9 protein-coding genes are annotated in these 16,595 nt (G+C 73.0%); 2 read left to right on the top strand and 7 right to left on the bottom strand.

Annotation, left to right across the window (positions count from 1 at the left end):
* Window positions 1–173 precede the first annotated feature (173 nt).
* Genes ACFFJG_RS14285 through ACFFJG_RS14270 form a run of 4 tightly spaced genes read right to left on the bottom strand, consistent with a single transcriptional unit; the run spans window position 174 to window position 11,165 of the window.
* Window positions 174–2,678 carry a transglutaminase-like domain-containing protein gene (locus tag ACFFJG_RS14285; RefSeq protein WP_378519381.1) on the bottom strand — a complete coding sequence of 835 codons (2,505 nt, stop codon included), beginning with the start codon at window positions 2,676–2,678 and terminating at the stop codon, window positions 174–176.
* On the bottom strand, window positions 2,675–3,856 hold the full coding sequence (locus ACFFJG_RS14280; RefSeq protein WP_378519380.1) for a DUF58 domain-containing protein: 1,182 nt from the start codon (window positions 3,854–3,856) through the stop codon (window positions 2,675–2,677). The genes ACFFJG_RS14285 and ACFFJG_RS14280 overlap by 4 nt, the downstream gene beginning before the upstream one ends.
* Before the next feature lie 9 nt (window positions 3,857–3,865).
* Window positions 3,866–4,837 (bottom strand): AAA family ATPase, encoded by a 972-nt coding sequence (locus tag ACFFJG_RS14275; RefSeq protein WP_378519379.1) that lies wholly within the window; start codon window positions 4,835–4,837, stop codon window positions 3,866–3,868.
* A 40-nt stretch (window positions 4,838–4,877) separates the two neighbouring features.
* Entirely contained in the window at window positions 4,878–11,165 is a 6,288-nt protein-coding gene (locus ACFFJG_RS14270; protein WP_378519378.1) for an Ig-like domain-containing protein, read from the bottom strand.
* 156 nt (window positions 11,166–11,321) lie between these two features.
* Here ACFFJG_RS14270 and ACFFJG_RS14265 point away from each other — a divergent pair, with 156 nt between their 5' ends.
* Entirely contained in the window at window positions 11,322–12,515 is a 1,194-nt protein-coding gene (locus ACFFJG_RS14265; RefSeq protein WP_378519377.1) for an FHA domain-containing protein, read from the top strand.
* Entirely contained in the window at window positions 12,512–13,921 is a 1,410-nt protein-coding gene (locus ACFFJG_RS14260; protein WP_378519376.1) for a serine/threonine-protein kinase, read from the top strand. Before ACFFJG_RS14265 ends, ACFFJG_RS14260 begins: the two co-directional genes overlap by 4 nt.
* A gap of 9 nt (window positions 13,922–13,930) precedes the next feature.
* Here the strand turns inward: ACFFJG_RS14260 and ACFFJG_RS14255 are convergent, their stop codons facing one another.
* The 3 genes from ACFFJG_RS14255 to ACFFJG_RS14245 form a co-directional block, all read right to left on the bottom strand.
* A complete protein-coding gene (locus tag ACFFJG_RS14255; RefSeq protein WP_378519375.1) occupies window positions 13,931–14,962 on the bottom strand; it encodes a TerC family protein in 1,032 nt (343 codons plus the stop codon).
* A 197-nt stretch (window positions 14,963–15,159) separates the two neighbouring features.
* Window positions 15,160–15,984 (bottom strand): type I methionyl aminopeptidase, encoded by an 825-nt coding sequence (gene map / locus ACFFJG_RS14250; protein WP_378519374.1) that lies wholly within the window; start codon window positions 15,982–15,984, stop codon window positions 15,160–15,162.
* 5 nt (window positions 15,985–15,989) lie between these two features.
* Window positions 15,990–16,565, bottom strand: coding sequence for an adenylate kinase (locus ACFFJG_RS14245; protein ID WP_378519373.1), 576 nt, complete (start codon window positions 16,563–16,565; stop codon window positions 15,990–15,992).
* Window positions 16,566–16,595: the final 30 nt, after the last annotated feature.

The following is a 16,595-nucleotide window of genomic DNA, read 5'->3' as shown; positions in this document are numbered from 1 at the left end:
ACCGTGGCCCGGGAACCGCCCGGCTCCTGCGTGCAGGTGGCCGGTGGACCTCGTGGGCGGATCCGGGGACCTCTTCCCGGGCACCGCGCGGAGACGTCCAGGACGATCCCGCGAGGTTCCGGGCAGCCGCGAGGCGCCACGAAACGCAGCCCACGTTGGGCCGACGCACCAGTTTAGTCAGGCGTCCTGCGAGAACGCCAATCAGCGAGGCGGCGCAGCCGCCCCGGCGCCCCGGACGGGGCATCGGGCGACGCTCCGGACGTGGCCTCGTCCGGGTCCGTCGCTGCAGTAACGGTCGAGCTGCCCGGGCGGCGGAGGAACGAGCGCAGGCTGACCGCGGCGCGCCAGCGCTGCCACCGGCCGACCTCCTGCGACATCGAGCGGCGCTCGGCGTCGACCTGCTCCCAGTACGCCGCCGCCGCACCCGCCTCGGGCGCGCTCGGGCCGAAGACGAAGCCGTCGGCACGGCGGGCCAGCACGCCGGCCTGGCCGGACACGATCCCCACCGACTGCTCGCGGCGGGTCACGGTGGGCCCGAGGGGCACCGGCTGGCCCAGGTCACGCGCGTGGTCGACGAGCTCGCGCCACGCCCCGACGAACCGGGCCGAGACCGCGTCGGCGCTGCGCCGGCGGTGGCGTCGCAGCGCCTTCGCGGCGAGGATCGCCCCCAGGACCAGCGCCAGGAGCAGCAGGGGCCCACCGACGTAGGTCACCACGACACCGACCCAGCCGGGCAGCCCGGCGATGATGCCCTCGTCGTCCTGGTCGGCCTTCTTGCGGGTGGCCTTGCGCTCCTTGAGGTCGGCGTCGCTCTGCTCCCCCGCGTCGGAGGGCGGCGGGATCGGGTTCGGCGGCGGGATGACGGTCCCGGACATCGGGGTGTTGGTCTGCGGCACCTGGTCCGAGGGCGGGGTGTCGGACATGAACCGCTCGGTGGGCAGCGTCTTCCACGTGCCGTCCGCGGCCTGGAGCTCGACCCAGGCCTGGACGTCGCGCCCGGTGACCGTGCCGCCCTCCTCGACCTCCGCGCCGAGGACCACGCGCGCCGGGACGCCGATGTCGTTGGCGATGAGGGCCATGGTGGCGGCGTACTGCTCGTCGTTGCCGACGATCTGGGGCGCGTTGACGAACTGGTCCGACAGGCGCCACACGCTGTGCCCGCCCACGTAGATGCGCTGGGTGCGGCCGACGCCGTCGGAGTACTTGCCCTCGGTGCGGAGGTGGTCGGCCGCCGCGAGCACCCGGGCCATCGGGTCGCTGCCGGCGTCCTCGGTCCACTTCTCGATCGGGCCCTGGATGAACGCCGCACCCGGGGGCAGGAACGTCTGGCCGGACGAGGCGACGGTGCGGGGGGTGAGCTCGTCGTCGGGCTCGACGGCGGTGAAGGTGTAGCGGTCGCCGGGGCGCAGGCCGCTGGGGACGACCCCGGTGGAGGTGGCCAGGTTGTAGCGGAAGACCTCGGCCTTCTGGCGCGCGTCCGCGGTGTCGAAGTGCAGCGACTCGAGCGCGCCGACGGTCGGCAGCCAGACGCCGTCGTAGCCCTCGCCGAGGGTGATGGTCACCTCGACCTGGCTGCCCTCGACGGGGTTGTCGATGGTGGAGGACACCCGCTGGAAGCTGTCGTCGGCCGGGCCCGGGAGGGCGTCGTCGGTGGCGGCCCACACCATGCCGTCGTAGCGGTCCATGGTGGCGATCCGCACGCGCGTTCCGGCCGGGACCCCGTCGACCTCGAAGAGGGTCTTGTCGAAGACGTTGGCCCGGTTGGAGCCGCCCTTGAGGTCGACGTACTTGCGGAAGCCGGCCAGCGGCGAGGGGTAGCGCCCGATGTCGAACGGCGGCTCGACCCAGTTGCGCGCGACGGCCCGCTCGGGGTCGCGGGTCAGCCACCCGCTGGCGGGCAGCGCCAGGGCCGCCGCGACGGCGAGCATCACGACGGCGCCGACCGAGCGCACCAACGACGAGGAGCCGCCCTGGACCGTCGCGCTCGCGCGGCGGGCGCGCAGGGCCAGCCAGCTCAGCGCGAGGCCGGCGAACAGGCATCCCTGCAGGAGCAGCGAGGCGGGGTGGCGCACCCCCAGCACGATGGCGCCGGAGAGCACCAGCGTCATGCCGAGCACCGGCAGCAGGGCCGTCAGCCAGGGGCGCCGCACCGGGAGGCGCGCCAGGCCGAGACCGACCAGGCCGGCGAGCATGCCCGCCAGCCAGGGCAGCACGAGCAGCGGCCCGTCGCCGTCGACCGGTGGCAGCGTGGTGAGCAGGTCCTTCCAGCCGAAGATCGCCTGGTCGGCGACCTCGGCGAACGTCGCGGGCCCCGGCAGCACCGACGAGTCGCCCAGGGACCGCAGGCACAGCGGTCCGCCGAGGGCGAAGAACACCACGAGGTCGATCACCACGGCCGAGACGAGCGGCCAGCCGACGGCGCGGGTCAGGTGGGTGACCAGCACCGACACCACCGCGCCGACCACGCCCACCACGAGGTACGCCGAGCCGGTGAACGAGGAGCCGAACGCGGTGAGCGCGACGACGCTGAGCGCGAGGGTGAAGCCGATGTCGGTCCAGGCGTGCCGGTCGGGCAGCAGGGCGTGCGGTCGGACGCGGGTCCGGGTGGTGGTGGCCGGCCCGCCGAGCCGACGACCCGGGCGGGGCGCGACGGCGGGGTCCTGCGCGGGCGCACTCATCGCACGCTCCACCGCAGGAGGCCGCCGAGGTCCTCCTTGACGGACAGGTGCAGGACGGGCAGGCCGCCGGTCTCGGTGACCCGGCTGGTGCCCTCGGGGTCGACCACGATGCCGAAGCGGCGGACCTCGGGCGGGAACGCGGCGGCCGCCCGCAGCATGTCGGTGAACTCGGTGCGGTTGCCGCCGACCAGGAAGGCGACGCTGGTGTCGGGCGCCATCGTGGTGGCCTGGCGCCCGGACTCCACCAGCCCGCGGTCCCCGAGCTCGGCACGGCAGACCGCGTCGAGGGCGAGGTGTCCGTCGGAGCCCGTGGAGGCGTGCCGACCGCAGACGAAGGACACGTCGAACTCGTCGAGGACCGCGCGCACGGCGATCGAGGCCGCGACCGCCATCGCGGTCTCGAAGTCCTCCGGGTCGCCCCACGAGGCCAGCCGGTCGTCGACCACGATGGTGGCGTGGCTGCGACGGGTGTCGAGGTACTGGCGCACGAGCAGCGCGGACTCGCCCGTGGAGGCCATCACCTTGGCCGAGGAGCGCCAGTGGATGTGGCGGAGGTCGTCGCCGGGGACGTACTCACGCAGGGCGTGGAAGGCCAGGTCGCTCTGGCTGACCGCGTCGGTGGACACGCCCTCGAGGTCGCGGAGCAGGCCCGCGCCGAGCGACTCCATCGGCACCAGCGGGGGGCGCACCAGCACCTCGCGCAAGGGCGTCCACACCATGTCGCGCGAGAACAGCCCGAGCGGGTCGCCGCGGCGGGTCATCGCCGGGCCCACCGGGATCACGCCGCGGCGCTCGGTGCGGATGGTGAACGACTCCTCGTGCGCGGCGCCCGGCGCCAGCGAGCTGATGCCGTAGCGGTGGACCGCGGAGCCCACGGGCACCTCCAGCGTGGTCGGCACCAGTCGCGAGGAGGCCCGGTTGACGACCAGCACGCCGGCGGCCACCGACTCCCCCGCCGCGACGCGCTCCGGCTGCAGGCGGAGGTCGACGCCGACCGCGGTGCGGCCGAGCAGGAAGGGCAGCGCGAGGACGAGCAGGAGCAGGCAGGCGACGCCCAGCACGGCCAGCTCACGCCACTGCGTGAAGCTGGCCACGAGGGCCGCACCCAGGCCGAGGCCGAGGACCATCCAGCCGATCGGCTTGATGACCTCGAGCACGTCGTTCAACCGCTGCCTCATGGACGTGCCTCAGACCCCCACGCGGTCGGTCGGCGGCGCGACCGCGTCGAGCAGGCGCGCGATGACCGTCTGCACGTCGACGCCGCTGAACTGGGCCTCGGCGTCGAGGAGCAGGCGGTGGGACAGCACCGGCTCGGCGAGGTCCTTGATGTCGTCGGGCACGACGTGGTCGCGACCGTCGGCGGCGGCCCAGGTCTTGGCCACCCGCACGAACGCCAGGCAGCCGCGGGCCGACAGGCCCAGCTTGACGTGCGGCTGGCGGCGGGACTCCTCGGCGAGCTCGGCGACATAGCCGATCACGGCCGGGTCGACGTAGACCTGGTCGGCCAGGCCGCTCATCTGCGCGATGGTCGCGGCGGTGATGACCGGCGTGACCAGCGCGGCGCGGTCGCGGACGGCTGCGTTGTTGAGCAGCTCGACGGTCGCCTGGCGGTCGGGGTAGCCGACCGAGGTCTTCATCAGGAAGCGGTCCAGCTGGGCCTCGGGCAGCCGGTAGGTGCCGGCCTGCTCGATGGGGTTCTGGGTGGCGATCACCAGGAAGGGCCGGCCGACCGGGTGCGCCACGCCGTCGACGGTGACGCGTCCCTCCTCCATGACCTCGAGCAGCGCCGACTGGGTCTTGGGCGAGGCGCGGTTGATCTCGTCGGCCAGCACGATGGTGTGGAAGATCGGTCCGGGATGGAACTCGAAGGTGCCCTTGTGCTGGTCGTAGACCGTGACGCCGGTCACGTCGGAGGGCAGCAGGTCCGGCGTGAACTGGATGCGGGCGTGGCTGCCCTGCACGGTGTTGGCCAGGGCCCGGGCGAGCATCGTCTTGCCGGTGCCGGGGAAGTCCTCGAGCAGGATGTGGCCCTCGGAGAGCAGGCAGGTGAGGGCGAGCCGGACGACATGGCGCTTGCCGAGGACGGCCTTCTCCATGTTGTCGGTCAGCTGGTCGAAGGTGGTCCTGAACCACTCGGCCTGCTCGTTGCTGATGGTCATGCTGCTCCTTCTCGGTGGTGGTGGTGCGGACGCCCTGCGCCTACCACTGCGCCGCTCCGTAGAACTCCGGGGACCCGAACTTGTTGCCCTTGCAGCCGATCTGGACGTAGCCGCCCGGGGAGTACCAGCCGACGTTGTCCTCGAAGGGCACCGACAGCTGTCCCGCCTCGTTGGAGAACCAGTTGTTGGGGTGCTTGACCACGCGGCAGGTCACCTTGCCGTTGGTGGTCCAGTCGTCCCATCCGTAGAGCCCGAGCCGGATGCGCGAGCAGTCCTTGGTGTCGCAGACCCGGAAGGTGTCCTCCGCGCCGCGGTAGCACCGCGCCGCGGCGTCCTCGGCGGAGTCGTTGCACCCGGCACCCTGGGCGACGATCAGCTGCGGGTCGGGCGGACGGCCGCTGGTGGTCTCGTTGTAGCTGGCGTCCTGGCCGCGCCCGCCGGGCGAGGAGTCGCGCAGCAGCACGTCGATGCGCCCGTTCTCGACGTAGTCGGTGGTGGTGAGCGAGAACGTCTCGGTGAACGCACCCGCCGAGGCCAGCGGCCTGACCTGCTCCGGCCCGCCGTCGAGGCGGACCACGAGCTCGGCGGGGTTGCCGTTGCTGCTGCCCGTGACGGTCCACGTCAGCGTCTTGCCGTTGACGGCGGCGGGGCCGATGTCGTTGAGCATCCCGTCGAGGCGCCCGTAGGACTGGACGCTCTGGGCGCCGCTGACCGTGCAGCCGGCCGGCGCGTTCTCGTTGCAGACCCGCAGCGCGACCGAGTACGGCCGCTCGTTGCCGGCCAGGAGCGTGCGGACGGTCTGGTCACCCGTCTGCTGCGGGAAGGTCCGGTTGACGGCCCCGTCCACGAGGATCTCGACCTTGCTCGTGGTGCCGCGGGCGTCAGGCACGGTGTACTGGAGCTGGATCTCCTGGCTGGTCCCGGTCGGGACCACGCTGAAGGCGCCCCACTGGGCGGGACGTCCGACGGCCTGGATCGAGGTGCCCTCGCTGGGCACCGACCGGTTGGCGGGGTCGCCGACCGGCTGGTTGGCGGCCACGACCCGGTAGGTGTAGGTCTGCCCGTCGTAGGGGATGCCGGTGTGCGTGCAGGTGAGGGCGACCAGCTTCTGGCAGCCCGGGACCGCGCCGCTGGTGACGCCGTTGGTGTAGGTCACGGTGTACGCCGTCGGGCCGGGGCCCTCCGGGGAGACCCCCTGCCAGCTGATCCGGACGCTGGTCTGGCTCGTGCCGGACTCGAGGTCCACCACCGAGGGCGCCGGCGGCGGCGAGGGGGTCCCGAGCGGCTGGAAGGGCTCGGACGTGCGCGGCAGCGAGTAGTCGACGCGGTTCCTGGCCTTGATCGTGAACTGGTACTGGGTGTTGTTGTCGAGGCCCGAGGCGAGGTAGGTGGTGGTGCTGCCGTCGACCTCCACCGAGGGGCCGTTGGTCCAGCTCACCAGGTAGGTCAGGACCCGCGAGGTCAGGGTCGTCGGCTTCTTCCACGAGATCTCGATGGTGCCGTCGCCGCGCCCGACCATCTGGATGTCGGAGACGCGGCCCGGCGCGGAGTCGGCCTTGGCCGACTTCGACAGCTCGCTCCAGTCGCTCTTGCCGACGCGGTTCACCGCCTGGGCGCGGAAGCTGTAGGTCACGCCCACCTTGAGGCCCCGGAAGGTGCACGTGGTGGTGTCGCAGCGCCGGACCTCGCCGGTCTTCTCCTCGCGGACGATGTAGTACTGGACGGGCGCACCGCCGTCGTCGTCGGGCGCCGGCCAGCTCACCTCGAAGGCGCCGAGCTCGCTGCGCGAGGGGTAGGTGCGCGGCACGCCGGGCGCGGTCGGCACGCCGATCACCCGGAACTGGAGCCGGGTCTGCACGCGCCTGCTCGGAGGCGGGTCGTCGCTGCCGATGTCGCTGGCGACGAGGCGGAAGCTGGCCTCGGCGCCCCGCGCGTCCTTCGCGGCGGTGAGCGTCAGCCTCCCGCCGTCGACGCTGGCCCGCACGGCCGGGTTGCCGGTGCTGTCGACCGACACGATGGTCGGGTCGGGGTCGGACACCCCGGCCTGGAGGTAGGCGCCGATGTCGAAGGACCGGCTCTGCCCGGCCTCGAGGGTGTCCACCCGGATCGGGGTGATCCGCGGGGGCGGCGCCTGCTCGAGGCTGAACCGCACCTGCTCGACGTTGCTGTCGCCGGCTCGTACGTCGAGGACCGCCTCGCCCCCCTCGGTCGCCGTGGAGGCGGCGCTCACCGACACCACGGAGCCCTGCGGCGAGCCGACGTCGACACCCGTGAGCGCGGAGCCCCACTGGGCGGAGTAGTCGAGGGTCGCGGCGTCGCGCGGGTCGACGGTGAAGACCTTGCAGAAGCTCGCGATGTCGAGGTCGTAGCGCTGGCCCGCGGACAGCGGCAGCACGGTGGAGGGGCACTCGAGCGACGGCTTGTCGTCGCCGACCTGCACCGGGATCGAGAGCAGCGCCGTCGCGCCGTCGGCGGTGGTGGAGGTGTCGTCGTTGCCCCCGGCGTCGCGCGCCGTGGTCACCTCGACCAGCACGGCACCCGGGCCGCGGTAGCCGGGGGCCGCGGTGAGCTCGAAGCCCTGCGCCCCGTCGGGACCGGCCGAGAGCGAGGAGGGGGTGGCCGACCAGGACCGGCGCGCCGAGGCGACGCGTACGTCTGCCCCGTCGGGCGCCGCGACGTAGTCGGACAACCGGCCCGTCGTCCGGCCGCCCTCGTCGACGCGCACCGTCTTGCCGGGCAGGACGTACGGCAGGCCGGTGCCGGTGGGCGGCACGTAGACCGACGCCGTGGCGACCGCACCGTCGGCGTCGCGCACCACGAACGGGAGCACCTTGGGCGAGGGGCCCCGGTCGGCCCGCACCTTGGACCCGTCGACGACCGTCGACCTGGGGTCGCCCAGGACGTCCTCGACGACGAGGTCGTCGGCGTCCCCGTCGGGGTCGTAGGCGCCGTCGAGCACGTCGACGACCACGCTGCCGCTGTCCTGCGCGCTGCCGAAGGCGTCGTAGACGACCGGCGGGTTGTCGAAGTCCTTGGCGGTGTCGAGGGTCATCGTCGCGCGCGACTCCGCGATGCCGTTGGTCACGCGGTAGACGATCGTCACCGGCTCGGCGCCGAGGGACGCCGGGGCGGGCACCGTCACCAGGTCGGTGTCGGGGTCGACCTCCGCGCCCTCGGGGGCGTCGAGCAGCTCCAGCTCGACGGAGTCACCCGGTGCGATGAAGTCGTTGGCGAGCGGGTCGAACGTCGCCGTGCGGCCGGGCGCGACCGTGAGCCGGTCGTCGACGGCCAGGGGCGGCTGGTTCTCGCCGCCCTCGACCACCGCGACCCGCGCTGTGCCGGTCGCGAACGCTCCCTCGGAGTCGACCACCGCGTAGGTGAACTCGTCGGTGCCCACCGTGCGGGGGTAGGCCTGGTACTCGATGAAGTTGCCGCCGTAGGACACCACGCGGCCGAGCCGCGGCGCAGCGGTGATGCCGGTGACCGTCACGGGGTCGCCGTCGCGGTCGACGCCCGAGCCCGGCAGGCGCACCTTGACCTTGTCCGCGGACACGACCCGCGCCTCCAGGGTGGGCGGCTCGGGCGGGTTGTTGGGCGCGTCGCCCGGCACGACGGTCACCCGCAGGTGCCCGGTGGCGCGCTCGCCGGCGAGGTTGGTGGCCACGTAGGGCACGTCGTAGGTGTCGCGCTCGGCGACCTTCTCCGGCGCGACGTAACGCACGACGCGGCCCGAGACGAAGGCGTGGCCTACGTCGCCCTTCACGTCGATCGGCGGGACGACGTCGAGCTCGCCCGGGACGTCGCTGTCGGCGACGTTGGCCAGCAGCGTCAGCCGGTCGCCGGAGGGCGAGACGTCGTTGTCGAGGACCGGGGCGGACACCGACGACCCGGCCCGCACCACCACGCGGTCGTTGACCGTGATCGGGGTGTTGTCGGCGGGGGCGGGTCGCTGGGTGACCACGACCTCGCCGCGCACGCCCGAGCTGGGTCCGTTGCTGATCTCGTAGGTCACCGTCTGCGAGACGGTGCCGAGCGCCGGCTGGGCGGCGGAGATCCGCAGCCACCTGCCGTCGATGATCGCCACGTCGAGGTCGGCGTCACGGGCGGGCGCCGCGCGCTGGACGGTGAGCAGGCCGCCCGCCGGGTCGAGGTCGTTGGCGAGGACGTCGACGATCCCGGGGGCCTGGCCGTAGAGGGTCAGGGTGTCGGGCATCGCGATCGGGGGCGCGGCGCGCTTGGGATCGGGCTTCACGTCGACGCGGATGGTGCCGCGGTCGAGGGGCGCGTTGCCGTAGCCGGCGTCGTAGCTCAGGAAGTAGGTGCCCGCGCGGTCGGCGGTCAGCGTCACCTGGCCCGACTCGAGGTCGGAGGTGACGTCCGCGCCCGGCTGCTGGGGCACCTTGCCCGCCAGGCTCAGCTCGGCGTCGGGGTTGTTGGGGTCGGAGCCCGGGAGGTCGTTGAGCAGCGGGCGGATCTTGATGGGGGCGCCGACCTCGCCGCGCACGACGTCCGGCTGGGCGGTGGGCGCGAACGACTGCTGGTCCTGGGGCGCCTGGACCGCGAAGTCGATCGAGCGGCGCACGGGTGCCGCGCGTCCGTCGGTGACTGCGTAGTCGACCTTGACGACCTGCGGGCCGGTCGCCGGAGCGGTCGGGGCGGTGAACCGGATCCGGCCGTCGGAGGTGGTGCGCGCCTGCGCGCCGGTCAGGTCGCCGTCGAGGGCGCGGGCGGAGTCGAGCAGGAGGGTGTCGCCGTCGGCGTCGTCGCGCCAGTCCGCGAGCACCGGCACCTCCAGCGAGCCGCCGTGGGGCACCTTGTAGACCGGCTTCTCGTAGCCCGCCCGCAGTGTCGGCGCCTCGTTGTCGCCCTCGCCGCGCACCCGCACGTCGACCGCTGCGTGCGCCGACAGGCCGTTGCGGCCGTCGTCGATGAAGTACTCGAAGGTGGCCGGCCGGGCCTTGGCCGGCATCTGCAGGACCAGCGTCTGGCCGTCGGGGCTGATCTCGACGCGCGCCCCGCCGGTCGGCTGGTCGACGTCGACGATGCTCAGCAGCCGCCCCTGGGGGGCCGAGTCGTTGTCGAGCGGGTGGAGCACGGTCGTGCGCCCCGCCCGCACGCCGTAGGAGTCCGGCTTGGCCTGGGGCGGGCGACGGTCGGCGTCGGTCTGGTTCTCGTTCTCCTGCTCGTCGTCCTCGTTCTTCTTCTTCGAGGTGAAGGCGTTCCAGTTGTCGATGCGCGCGGGCTGCTCCTGGTCGACGTCCCAGACGGCGCCGCTCAGGCTGTCGTTGAGCACGACCTCGCCGCGGTTGACCCGGAAGGCCAGGCTGGTGGCGTCGCCGCCGAGCGACTGGGCCTCGACCTCGCCGGGGGAGGAACCGCAGCTGGTGGCGACGCTGCCCAGCCCGCCCGACCAGGCGCCGAACACGCAGGCACCGAGCCGGACCGGGGCCACCGGCGTGCCGGAGGCGGACGAGACGACGGTCGACCGACCGGAGTCGAGGTCGATGCTGAGCAGCTCCTGCGGGGTGGTGACGAGCACGGTGTCGGCCGCGGGGCCGGGTTGCTGGAGGACGCTGCCGGGCTCGACCTCGGCGGTGGCGCCGCCGACGACCGCGAGCGCGCCGGAGGCGGCGTCGAGGGTGACGACCCGCTCCCCCACCGTCGTCACGGCCGTGACCTCGCCCGCCTCGCCCGGGAGCCCGGTCGTCGTGGGGTCGTCGAACCCGTTGCCCGCGGGCTCGATCGTGGTGAGGGTGCCCTCGTCGGCGGAGGTCGCCACGACGGTGCCGCCCAGGCTGACCGCGAGGGTCGCGCCCTTGCCGGTCTCGACGAGGGGGTCGGACTGCCGGTCCACCGCGCTCATCACCGGCTTGCCGAGCTGGCTGTCGTAGCGCACGGCCCAGACCTGCCCGGTCTCCGGGTCCGCGCTGGCCAACGTGCCGCCGCCCATGGAGACCGCTGCGCCGGTGGGGATCGCGGCCGTGCCGCCGTCCTCGGCCTCGAGCTTGGTGGTCTCGATCGCCTGCCCGCGGCTGGAGTCGAGGTTGACGGTGACGACCGAGGCGCCGTCCTGCACGACGTCGAGGCGGCTCCGGCCGTCCTGGCTCGGGACGACGCCGTCGAGCTCGTTGATCGGCTTGTTCAGCCGGCCCGACCAGCCCTTCTTGCCGTTGACGACCCACACGCCCCCGTCGTTGAGCTCGGCCTCGTGGGACTTGTAGCCCTGGGCGGTGACGGCGTAGACCGTGACCGCCGTCGCGGCGAGCGCCAGAGCGGCCCCGGAGGCGATGCCCACCCGGTGCCGACGCACGAACGTCGCTCGCGCCACGATTCCCCCTACGCCCACGAATGACCAACGCCCGCCGCAGTCATCCCGCATGGAGGGTATGTAGGCGGTCAAGGATCGGACAAGTCGGCACCGAGTGCGCCGGGCACCGCCCATGGGTGATGATGGACGCGTGGGCGTGGACGAGGGGAGTCGACGGTGATCGTGGAAGCGCGCTACACCGCGGGTGACGGTGTGCTCGTCGGCACCGGCGCGCACTGGGTGCTGCTCAGCGACCCGGGCGACGAGCAGGTTGTGCAGGACGTCTGGGACGTCCTGGCAGGCGACGCAGCCGCCGGCACCGGCATCGCCGAGCAGGTGCTCGCGATCGTCGAGAAGGCCTTCGAGGGCGACCCGCCCGGCCTGGCGCTGGTCGACTTCACCTCGGGTGCCTCGACGTCGCTGTCCCGCGGCTCCGGCCACGTACGTCTCGTGGGTCCCGCCCGCGTGCTCAGCCTCGCCGGCGGCGCCGACCCCGACCGCCTGACCCCGACCCGTCGCCTCGTCGGGGGCGTCGTGGCCGCCTCGCGGGTGGAGCTCACGCCCGTGTCGGGACGGACCGCGCCCGCCGTCCGCGCCGACGAGACGCCGGCACCGCCCCCGGCCGCCGGTCTCATCGACGGCATCCCGGAGGCGATCCTCGCCGCCAAGGGTCCCGACGGCCCGCCGCCGCGCACCCGCGTGCGCCGGCCGGTCGACCCGGTCGAGGACACCGGGCCCCTCATCCACACCACGGAGCCCGACCCGCTGCTCGTGCAGCGCATCGAGCAGGGCACCCACACGACCATCCGTCCTCCGGCACGCACGACCGCGCCCGGGCAGGCGGGGGGCGACGACCACGACGGCTCCACGTCGCTGCGCCCGGCCCACCTCGCCCAGCACACGGCACCGACCGTGCTGGCCGTGAGCTGCCCCCTCGGGCACCTCACTCCCCCGGCCCTCCCGCAGTGCCGGGTCTGCCACCAGCGCGTGGCGCCCCAGGAGCCGCGGCGGGTCGACCGTCCCTCGCTGGGCGGCCTGCGGCTCCCGACCGGCGAGGTCGTGCCGCTCGACCGCGGGGTGGTCCTCGGTCGCAAGCCGGCCCCGTCGCAGGACGGCACGGACTGGCCGCACCTGGTGCACCTGCCTGCCGACCACTCGTTCGTCTCGCGCCGTCACCTCGCCATCGAGCTCGACGGCTGGGACGTCGTGGCCCGCGACCTCGACAGCCGCGGCGGCACCACGATCGCCCCGCCCGGCCGCGAGCCGGAGCGGATGCGGCCCGGGGACGCCTACGTGCTCGACCCCGGTACGGTCCTCGACATGGCCCACGTGTACGCCGTCCGCTTCGAGACGGGAGCCGTCACGCGGTGAGCGCACCGGTCATCCCCGGGTTCGCGTTCGTCGAGCACCTGGGCAGCGGTGGTTTCGCCGACGTCTTCCTCTACGAGCAGCAGTGGCCGCGGCAGCGCGTCGCGGTCAAGGTCGTGCGGCCCGACGTGCCGCTCACCGACCGCGAGAAGTACCTCTTCACCGCGGAGGCCAACGCGATGGCGCGCCTGGCCGACCACCCCTACATCGTCTCGGTGATCACCGCCGGGGTGACCGCCGAGGGCGGTCGTCCGTTCCTCGTGATGCGCTACTGCCCGCCGCCCGACCTCGGCGTGCGCGTGCGCTCGAACCCGATGGCTCCGGTCGACGCCGTCTCGACCGGCATCAAGCTGGCGAGCGCCATCGAGACGGCGCACCGCTCGGGGATCCTGCACCGCGACATCAAGCCGAGCAACGTGCTGGTCACCAGCTACCACGAGCCCGCGCTCACCGACTTCGGCATCGCCGGCCACATCGCCGACGTCGAGGGCGACAGCGACGTCCGGATCTCCTACCCGTGGTCGCCGCCGGAGCTGCTCGACGGCCGGTCCAACGGCTCGGTCGCCTCCGACGTCTACTCGCTCGGGGCCACGATCTGGCACCTGCTGGTGGGCCGCTCGCCGTTCTCGATCCCGTCGGGCGACAACTCCACGCGCGCGCTGAGCGCGCGGATCCTGCACGCCGCTCCCCCGGCGACGCAGCGCCCCGACGTGCCGCCCGCCCTCGACCGGCTGCTGCAGCAGTGCCTGGCCAAGCGCCCGGAGCACCGTCCCTCGAGCGCCCTGGAGCTCGCACGCGCGCTCCAGCGCATCGAGTCGGCCGCCGGGTGGCCGCGCACCGCCGTGGCGGTCGAGGGCGACCGCCCCGATGCGTCCGTCGCCGTGCCCGAGGTGCCGGAGGCGCCCGAGGACGCCACGGCGATGAAGCCCGTCACCGTCATCTCCGCGAGCGGCCCGCGTCGCATCGCCGCCCAGGACACGGTCGTGGACCCCTCCCGTCCCGACGAGGAGTCCACGAGCCGCTCCGGCCTGGTGTGGGCCGGCCTCGGCGCTGCCGTGCTGGCGGTGCTGGTGGGCCTGCTGGTGCTCGGCGGCGGTCGCGGCGACGACGACCCGGGCGTGGTGGTCCCGACCGAGGCCCAGACGCCGTCCGGCGTGGTCGACGACTCCCTCGACGAGGCGCCGCTGCTGAGCGGTCGTCGTACCGAGCGCGGCGTGCTGTTCACCTGGCGCCCCGCCGTGGAGATGGAGGCGGGCGACGCCTTCAGCTACCACCGCGACGACACGGACGCTTACCGCACGACGACGAGGAAGCAGGTCCTGCTCCGCACCCCCGAGCCGGTCTGCCTCGACCTCCGGATGACGCGCGGGTCCGACAGCTCCCCCACCGCCACCCAGTGCGTGTCCTGACCCGCTGGGTCAGTCGTCGTCCCAGTCGCGACGCGGCCCGCTGGCCGCGTCCTGCTGCGCGTCGTCCATCCGGCCCGAGGCCCACAGCGAGAGCACCGCGGTCACGGCGAGGGTCGCCAGGATGACGACCAGCGACAGCCAGATCGGGATCTCGGGCGCCCACGAGATGTGCTCCCCGCCGTTGACGAAGGGCAGCTCGTTCTCGTGCATCGCGTGGAGGATCAGCTTGACGCCGATGAAGGCCAGCAGGAACGACAGGCCGTAGGACAGGTAGATCAGGCGCTGCAGCAGACCGCCGATGAGGAAGTAGAGCTGGCGCAGGCCCATCAGCGCGAAGATGTTGGCGGTGAGCACCAGGTAGGGCTCCTTGGTGATGCCGAAGATCGCGGGGATCGAGTCGAGCGCGAAGAGTAGGTCGGTCGTGCCGAGGGTGATGATCACGATGAACATCGGGGTGATCATCCGCTGGGCGCCCTCCTTGACCAGCAGCTTCTCGCCGTGCCACTCCGAGGTCGCCGGGAAGCGCTTCTCCACGAAGGCGACGACGCGGTTCTCCTCGAACTCGTCGTCCTCGTCCTCGTCCTCCGCGCCCTCCTTGGCCAGCTTGACCGCGGTGTAGACCAGGAACAGGCCGAAGAGGTAGAAGACCCAGCTGAAGTTGTTGATCGCGGTGGCGCCGACGCCGATGAAGATCGCGCGCATCACCAGCGCCATCACGATGCCGACCATCAGCGCGAACTGCTGCAGCTCCTTGGGCACCGCGAACTTCGCCATGATGATGATGAAGATGAACAGGTTGTCGATCGACAGCGAGTACTCCACCAGCCAGCCGGAGAAGAACTCCAGCGCGGGGGTGCCGCCGGAGGTCCACCAGACGCCGAGGCCGAAGAGCACCGCGAGGCCCACGTAGATCGACAGGTAGGTCGCGCACTCCTTCATGCTCGGCTCGTGCGGCTTGCGACCGATCACGACGAGGTCGAAGGCGAAGACGGCGATCGTCACGACCGCGGTGGCGATCCAGACCCAGGTGGGGATGTCCACTGATGCTCCTTGGGGTGGTGGGGGACGGTGTCGGCGCAGGGCGCGTCCACCGGAGGTCTCTTCCGCCCGCCTGCGGCGAACCAGTGGGACCGGGTCCCGCTCGCGCGAGGACCGTGATGACGGCGCCACTGCGGGGAGTACTCCCCTCCAGCAGGCTCATCCTTCCACGCCCGGCGGACCGGGCGCGAACCGCGGGGTCAGCGTCCGCCGAATGGGACGCCGAGCTCGGCGAGGCGCGCGGCCCCGCCGTCGACGGCGGTCAGCACCCAGGCGCCCTGCGGCGTCACGGTGAAGGTGTGCTCGAAGTGCGCGGCCATGGACCCGTCCACGGTGGCCACCGTCCACTCGTCCTCGAGCAGGTCGGTGTGCTTGCTGCCGAGGGTGACCATCGGCTCCACGGCGAGGGCCAGGCCCTCGACGATCGTCGGGCCCCGCCCGCGGCGGCCGTAGTTGGGCACGTTGGGGGCCATGTGCATCTCGGTGCCGATGCCGTGACCGGTGTAGTCCTCGAGGATGCCGTAGCGCCCCTGAGAGCGGACGTGGGCCTCGATGGCGTGGCTGATGTCGGTGACGCGGCCGCCGAGGCGGGCGGCCGCCATGCCGCGCCACAGCGACTCCTCGGTGACGCGGAGCAGCTCGCGCACGTCGTCGCCGACCTCGCCGACCGGGACGGTGGTCGCCGCGTCGCCGTGCCACCCCTCGACGATCGCGCCGCAGTCGATGGAGATGACGTCACCCTCCGCGAGCACCCGCTCGCCGGGGATGCCGTGGACCACCTCGTCGTTGACCGAGGCGCAGATCGTCGCCGGGAACGGCGGCTGGCTGTAGCCCTTGAACGACGGGATGCCGCCGTGGTCGCGGATGTGGGTCTCGGCGAGCGTGTCGAGCTCGAGCGTGGTCACGCCGGGGCGGACCGCGGCGCGGAGCAGCTCGAGCGTCTGCCCCACGAGCAGGCCGGCGACGCGCATCGCCTCGATCTGCTCGGGGGTCTTGATCTCCAGGCCGCGGTCGCGGAAGCCCATCCGGCTCAGCTCTCGGGGACGATGTCGAGGGCGGCGAAGATGCGGGAGGTGACCTCGTCGACCTCACCCATCCCGTCGACCTCGATGAGGATCCCGCGCTCGCGGTAGACCTCGATCAGCGGAGCCGTCTGCTCGGCGTAGACCTCCTGGCGGCGCCGGACGACGTCCTCGGTGTCGTCGGCCCGGCCGTCGGTCACTGCGCGCTGCAGCAGGCGCTGCACGAGCTCCTCGGGGTCGACGGTGAGCACCACGACCGCGTCGAGCTGGTGACCGGTGAAGCCGATCATGCCGTCGAGCTCGGTGACCTGGGCCAGCGTGCGCGGGTACCCGTCGAGCAGGAAGCCGGGCTTGGCGTCGTCCTCGTCGATGCGGTTGCGCACCATGCGGTTGGTGACCTCGTCCGGGACGTACTCGCCGGCGTCCATGTAGCGCTTGGCCTCCACGCCCAGCGGGGTGCCCTGCGAGACGTTGGCCCGGAAGATGTCGCCCGTCGAGATCGCGGGGATCCCGAAGTGGTCGGCGACGAACGAGGCCTGGGTGCCCTTGCCGGCCCCCGGGGGGCCCATGAGGATGAGACGCATTAGCGGAGGAATCCTTCGTAGTTGCGCTGC

It is taken from the genome of Nocardioides zeicaulis (genome assembly GCF_042432345.1).
Classification (GTDB): Bacteria; Actinomycetota; Actinomycetes; order Propionibacteriales; family Nocardioidaceae; genus Nocardioides; species Nocardioides zeicaulis.
Note: the sequence above shows the minus strand (reverse complement) of the source record. Positions and strands in the feature narration are given on the sequence as shown.

Excerpts from the sequence above, each read along its gene's own strand:
- map (WP_378519374.1), bottom strand. The coding sequence starts at position 15,984 with ATGGGCTTCCGCGACCGCGGCCTGGAGATCAAGACCCCCGAGCAGATC.
- ACFFJG_RS14245 (WP_378519373.1), bottom strand. The coding sequence starts at position 16,565 with ATGCGTCTCATCCTCATGGGCCCCCCGGGGGCCGGCAAGGGCACCCAG.
- ACFFJG_RS14280 (WP_378519380.1), bottom strand. The coding sequence starts at position 3,856 with ATGAGGCAGCGGTTGAACGACGTGCTCGAGGTCATCAAGCCGATCGGC.
- ACFFJG_RS14275 (WP_378519379.1), bottom strand. The coding sequence starts at position 4,837 with ATGACCATCAGCAACGAGCAGGCCGAGTGGTTCAGGACCACCTTCGAC.
- ACFFJG_RS14285 (WP_378519381.1), bottom strand. The coding sequence starts at position 2,678 with ATGAGTGCGCCCGCGCAGGACCCCGCCGTCGCGCCCCGCCCGGGTCGT.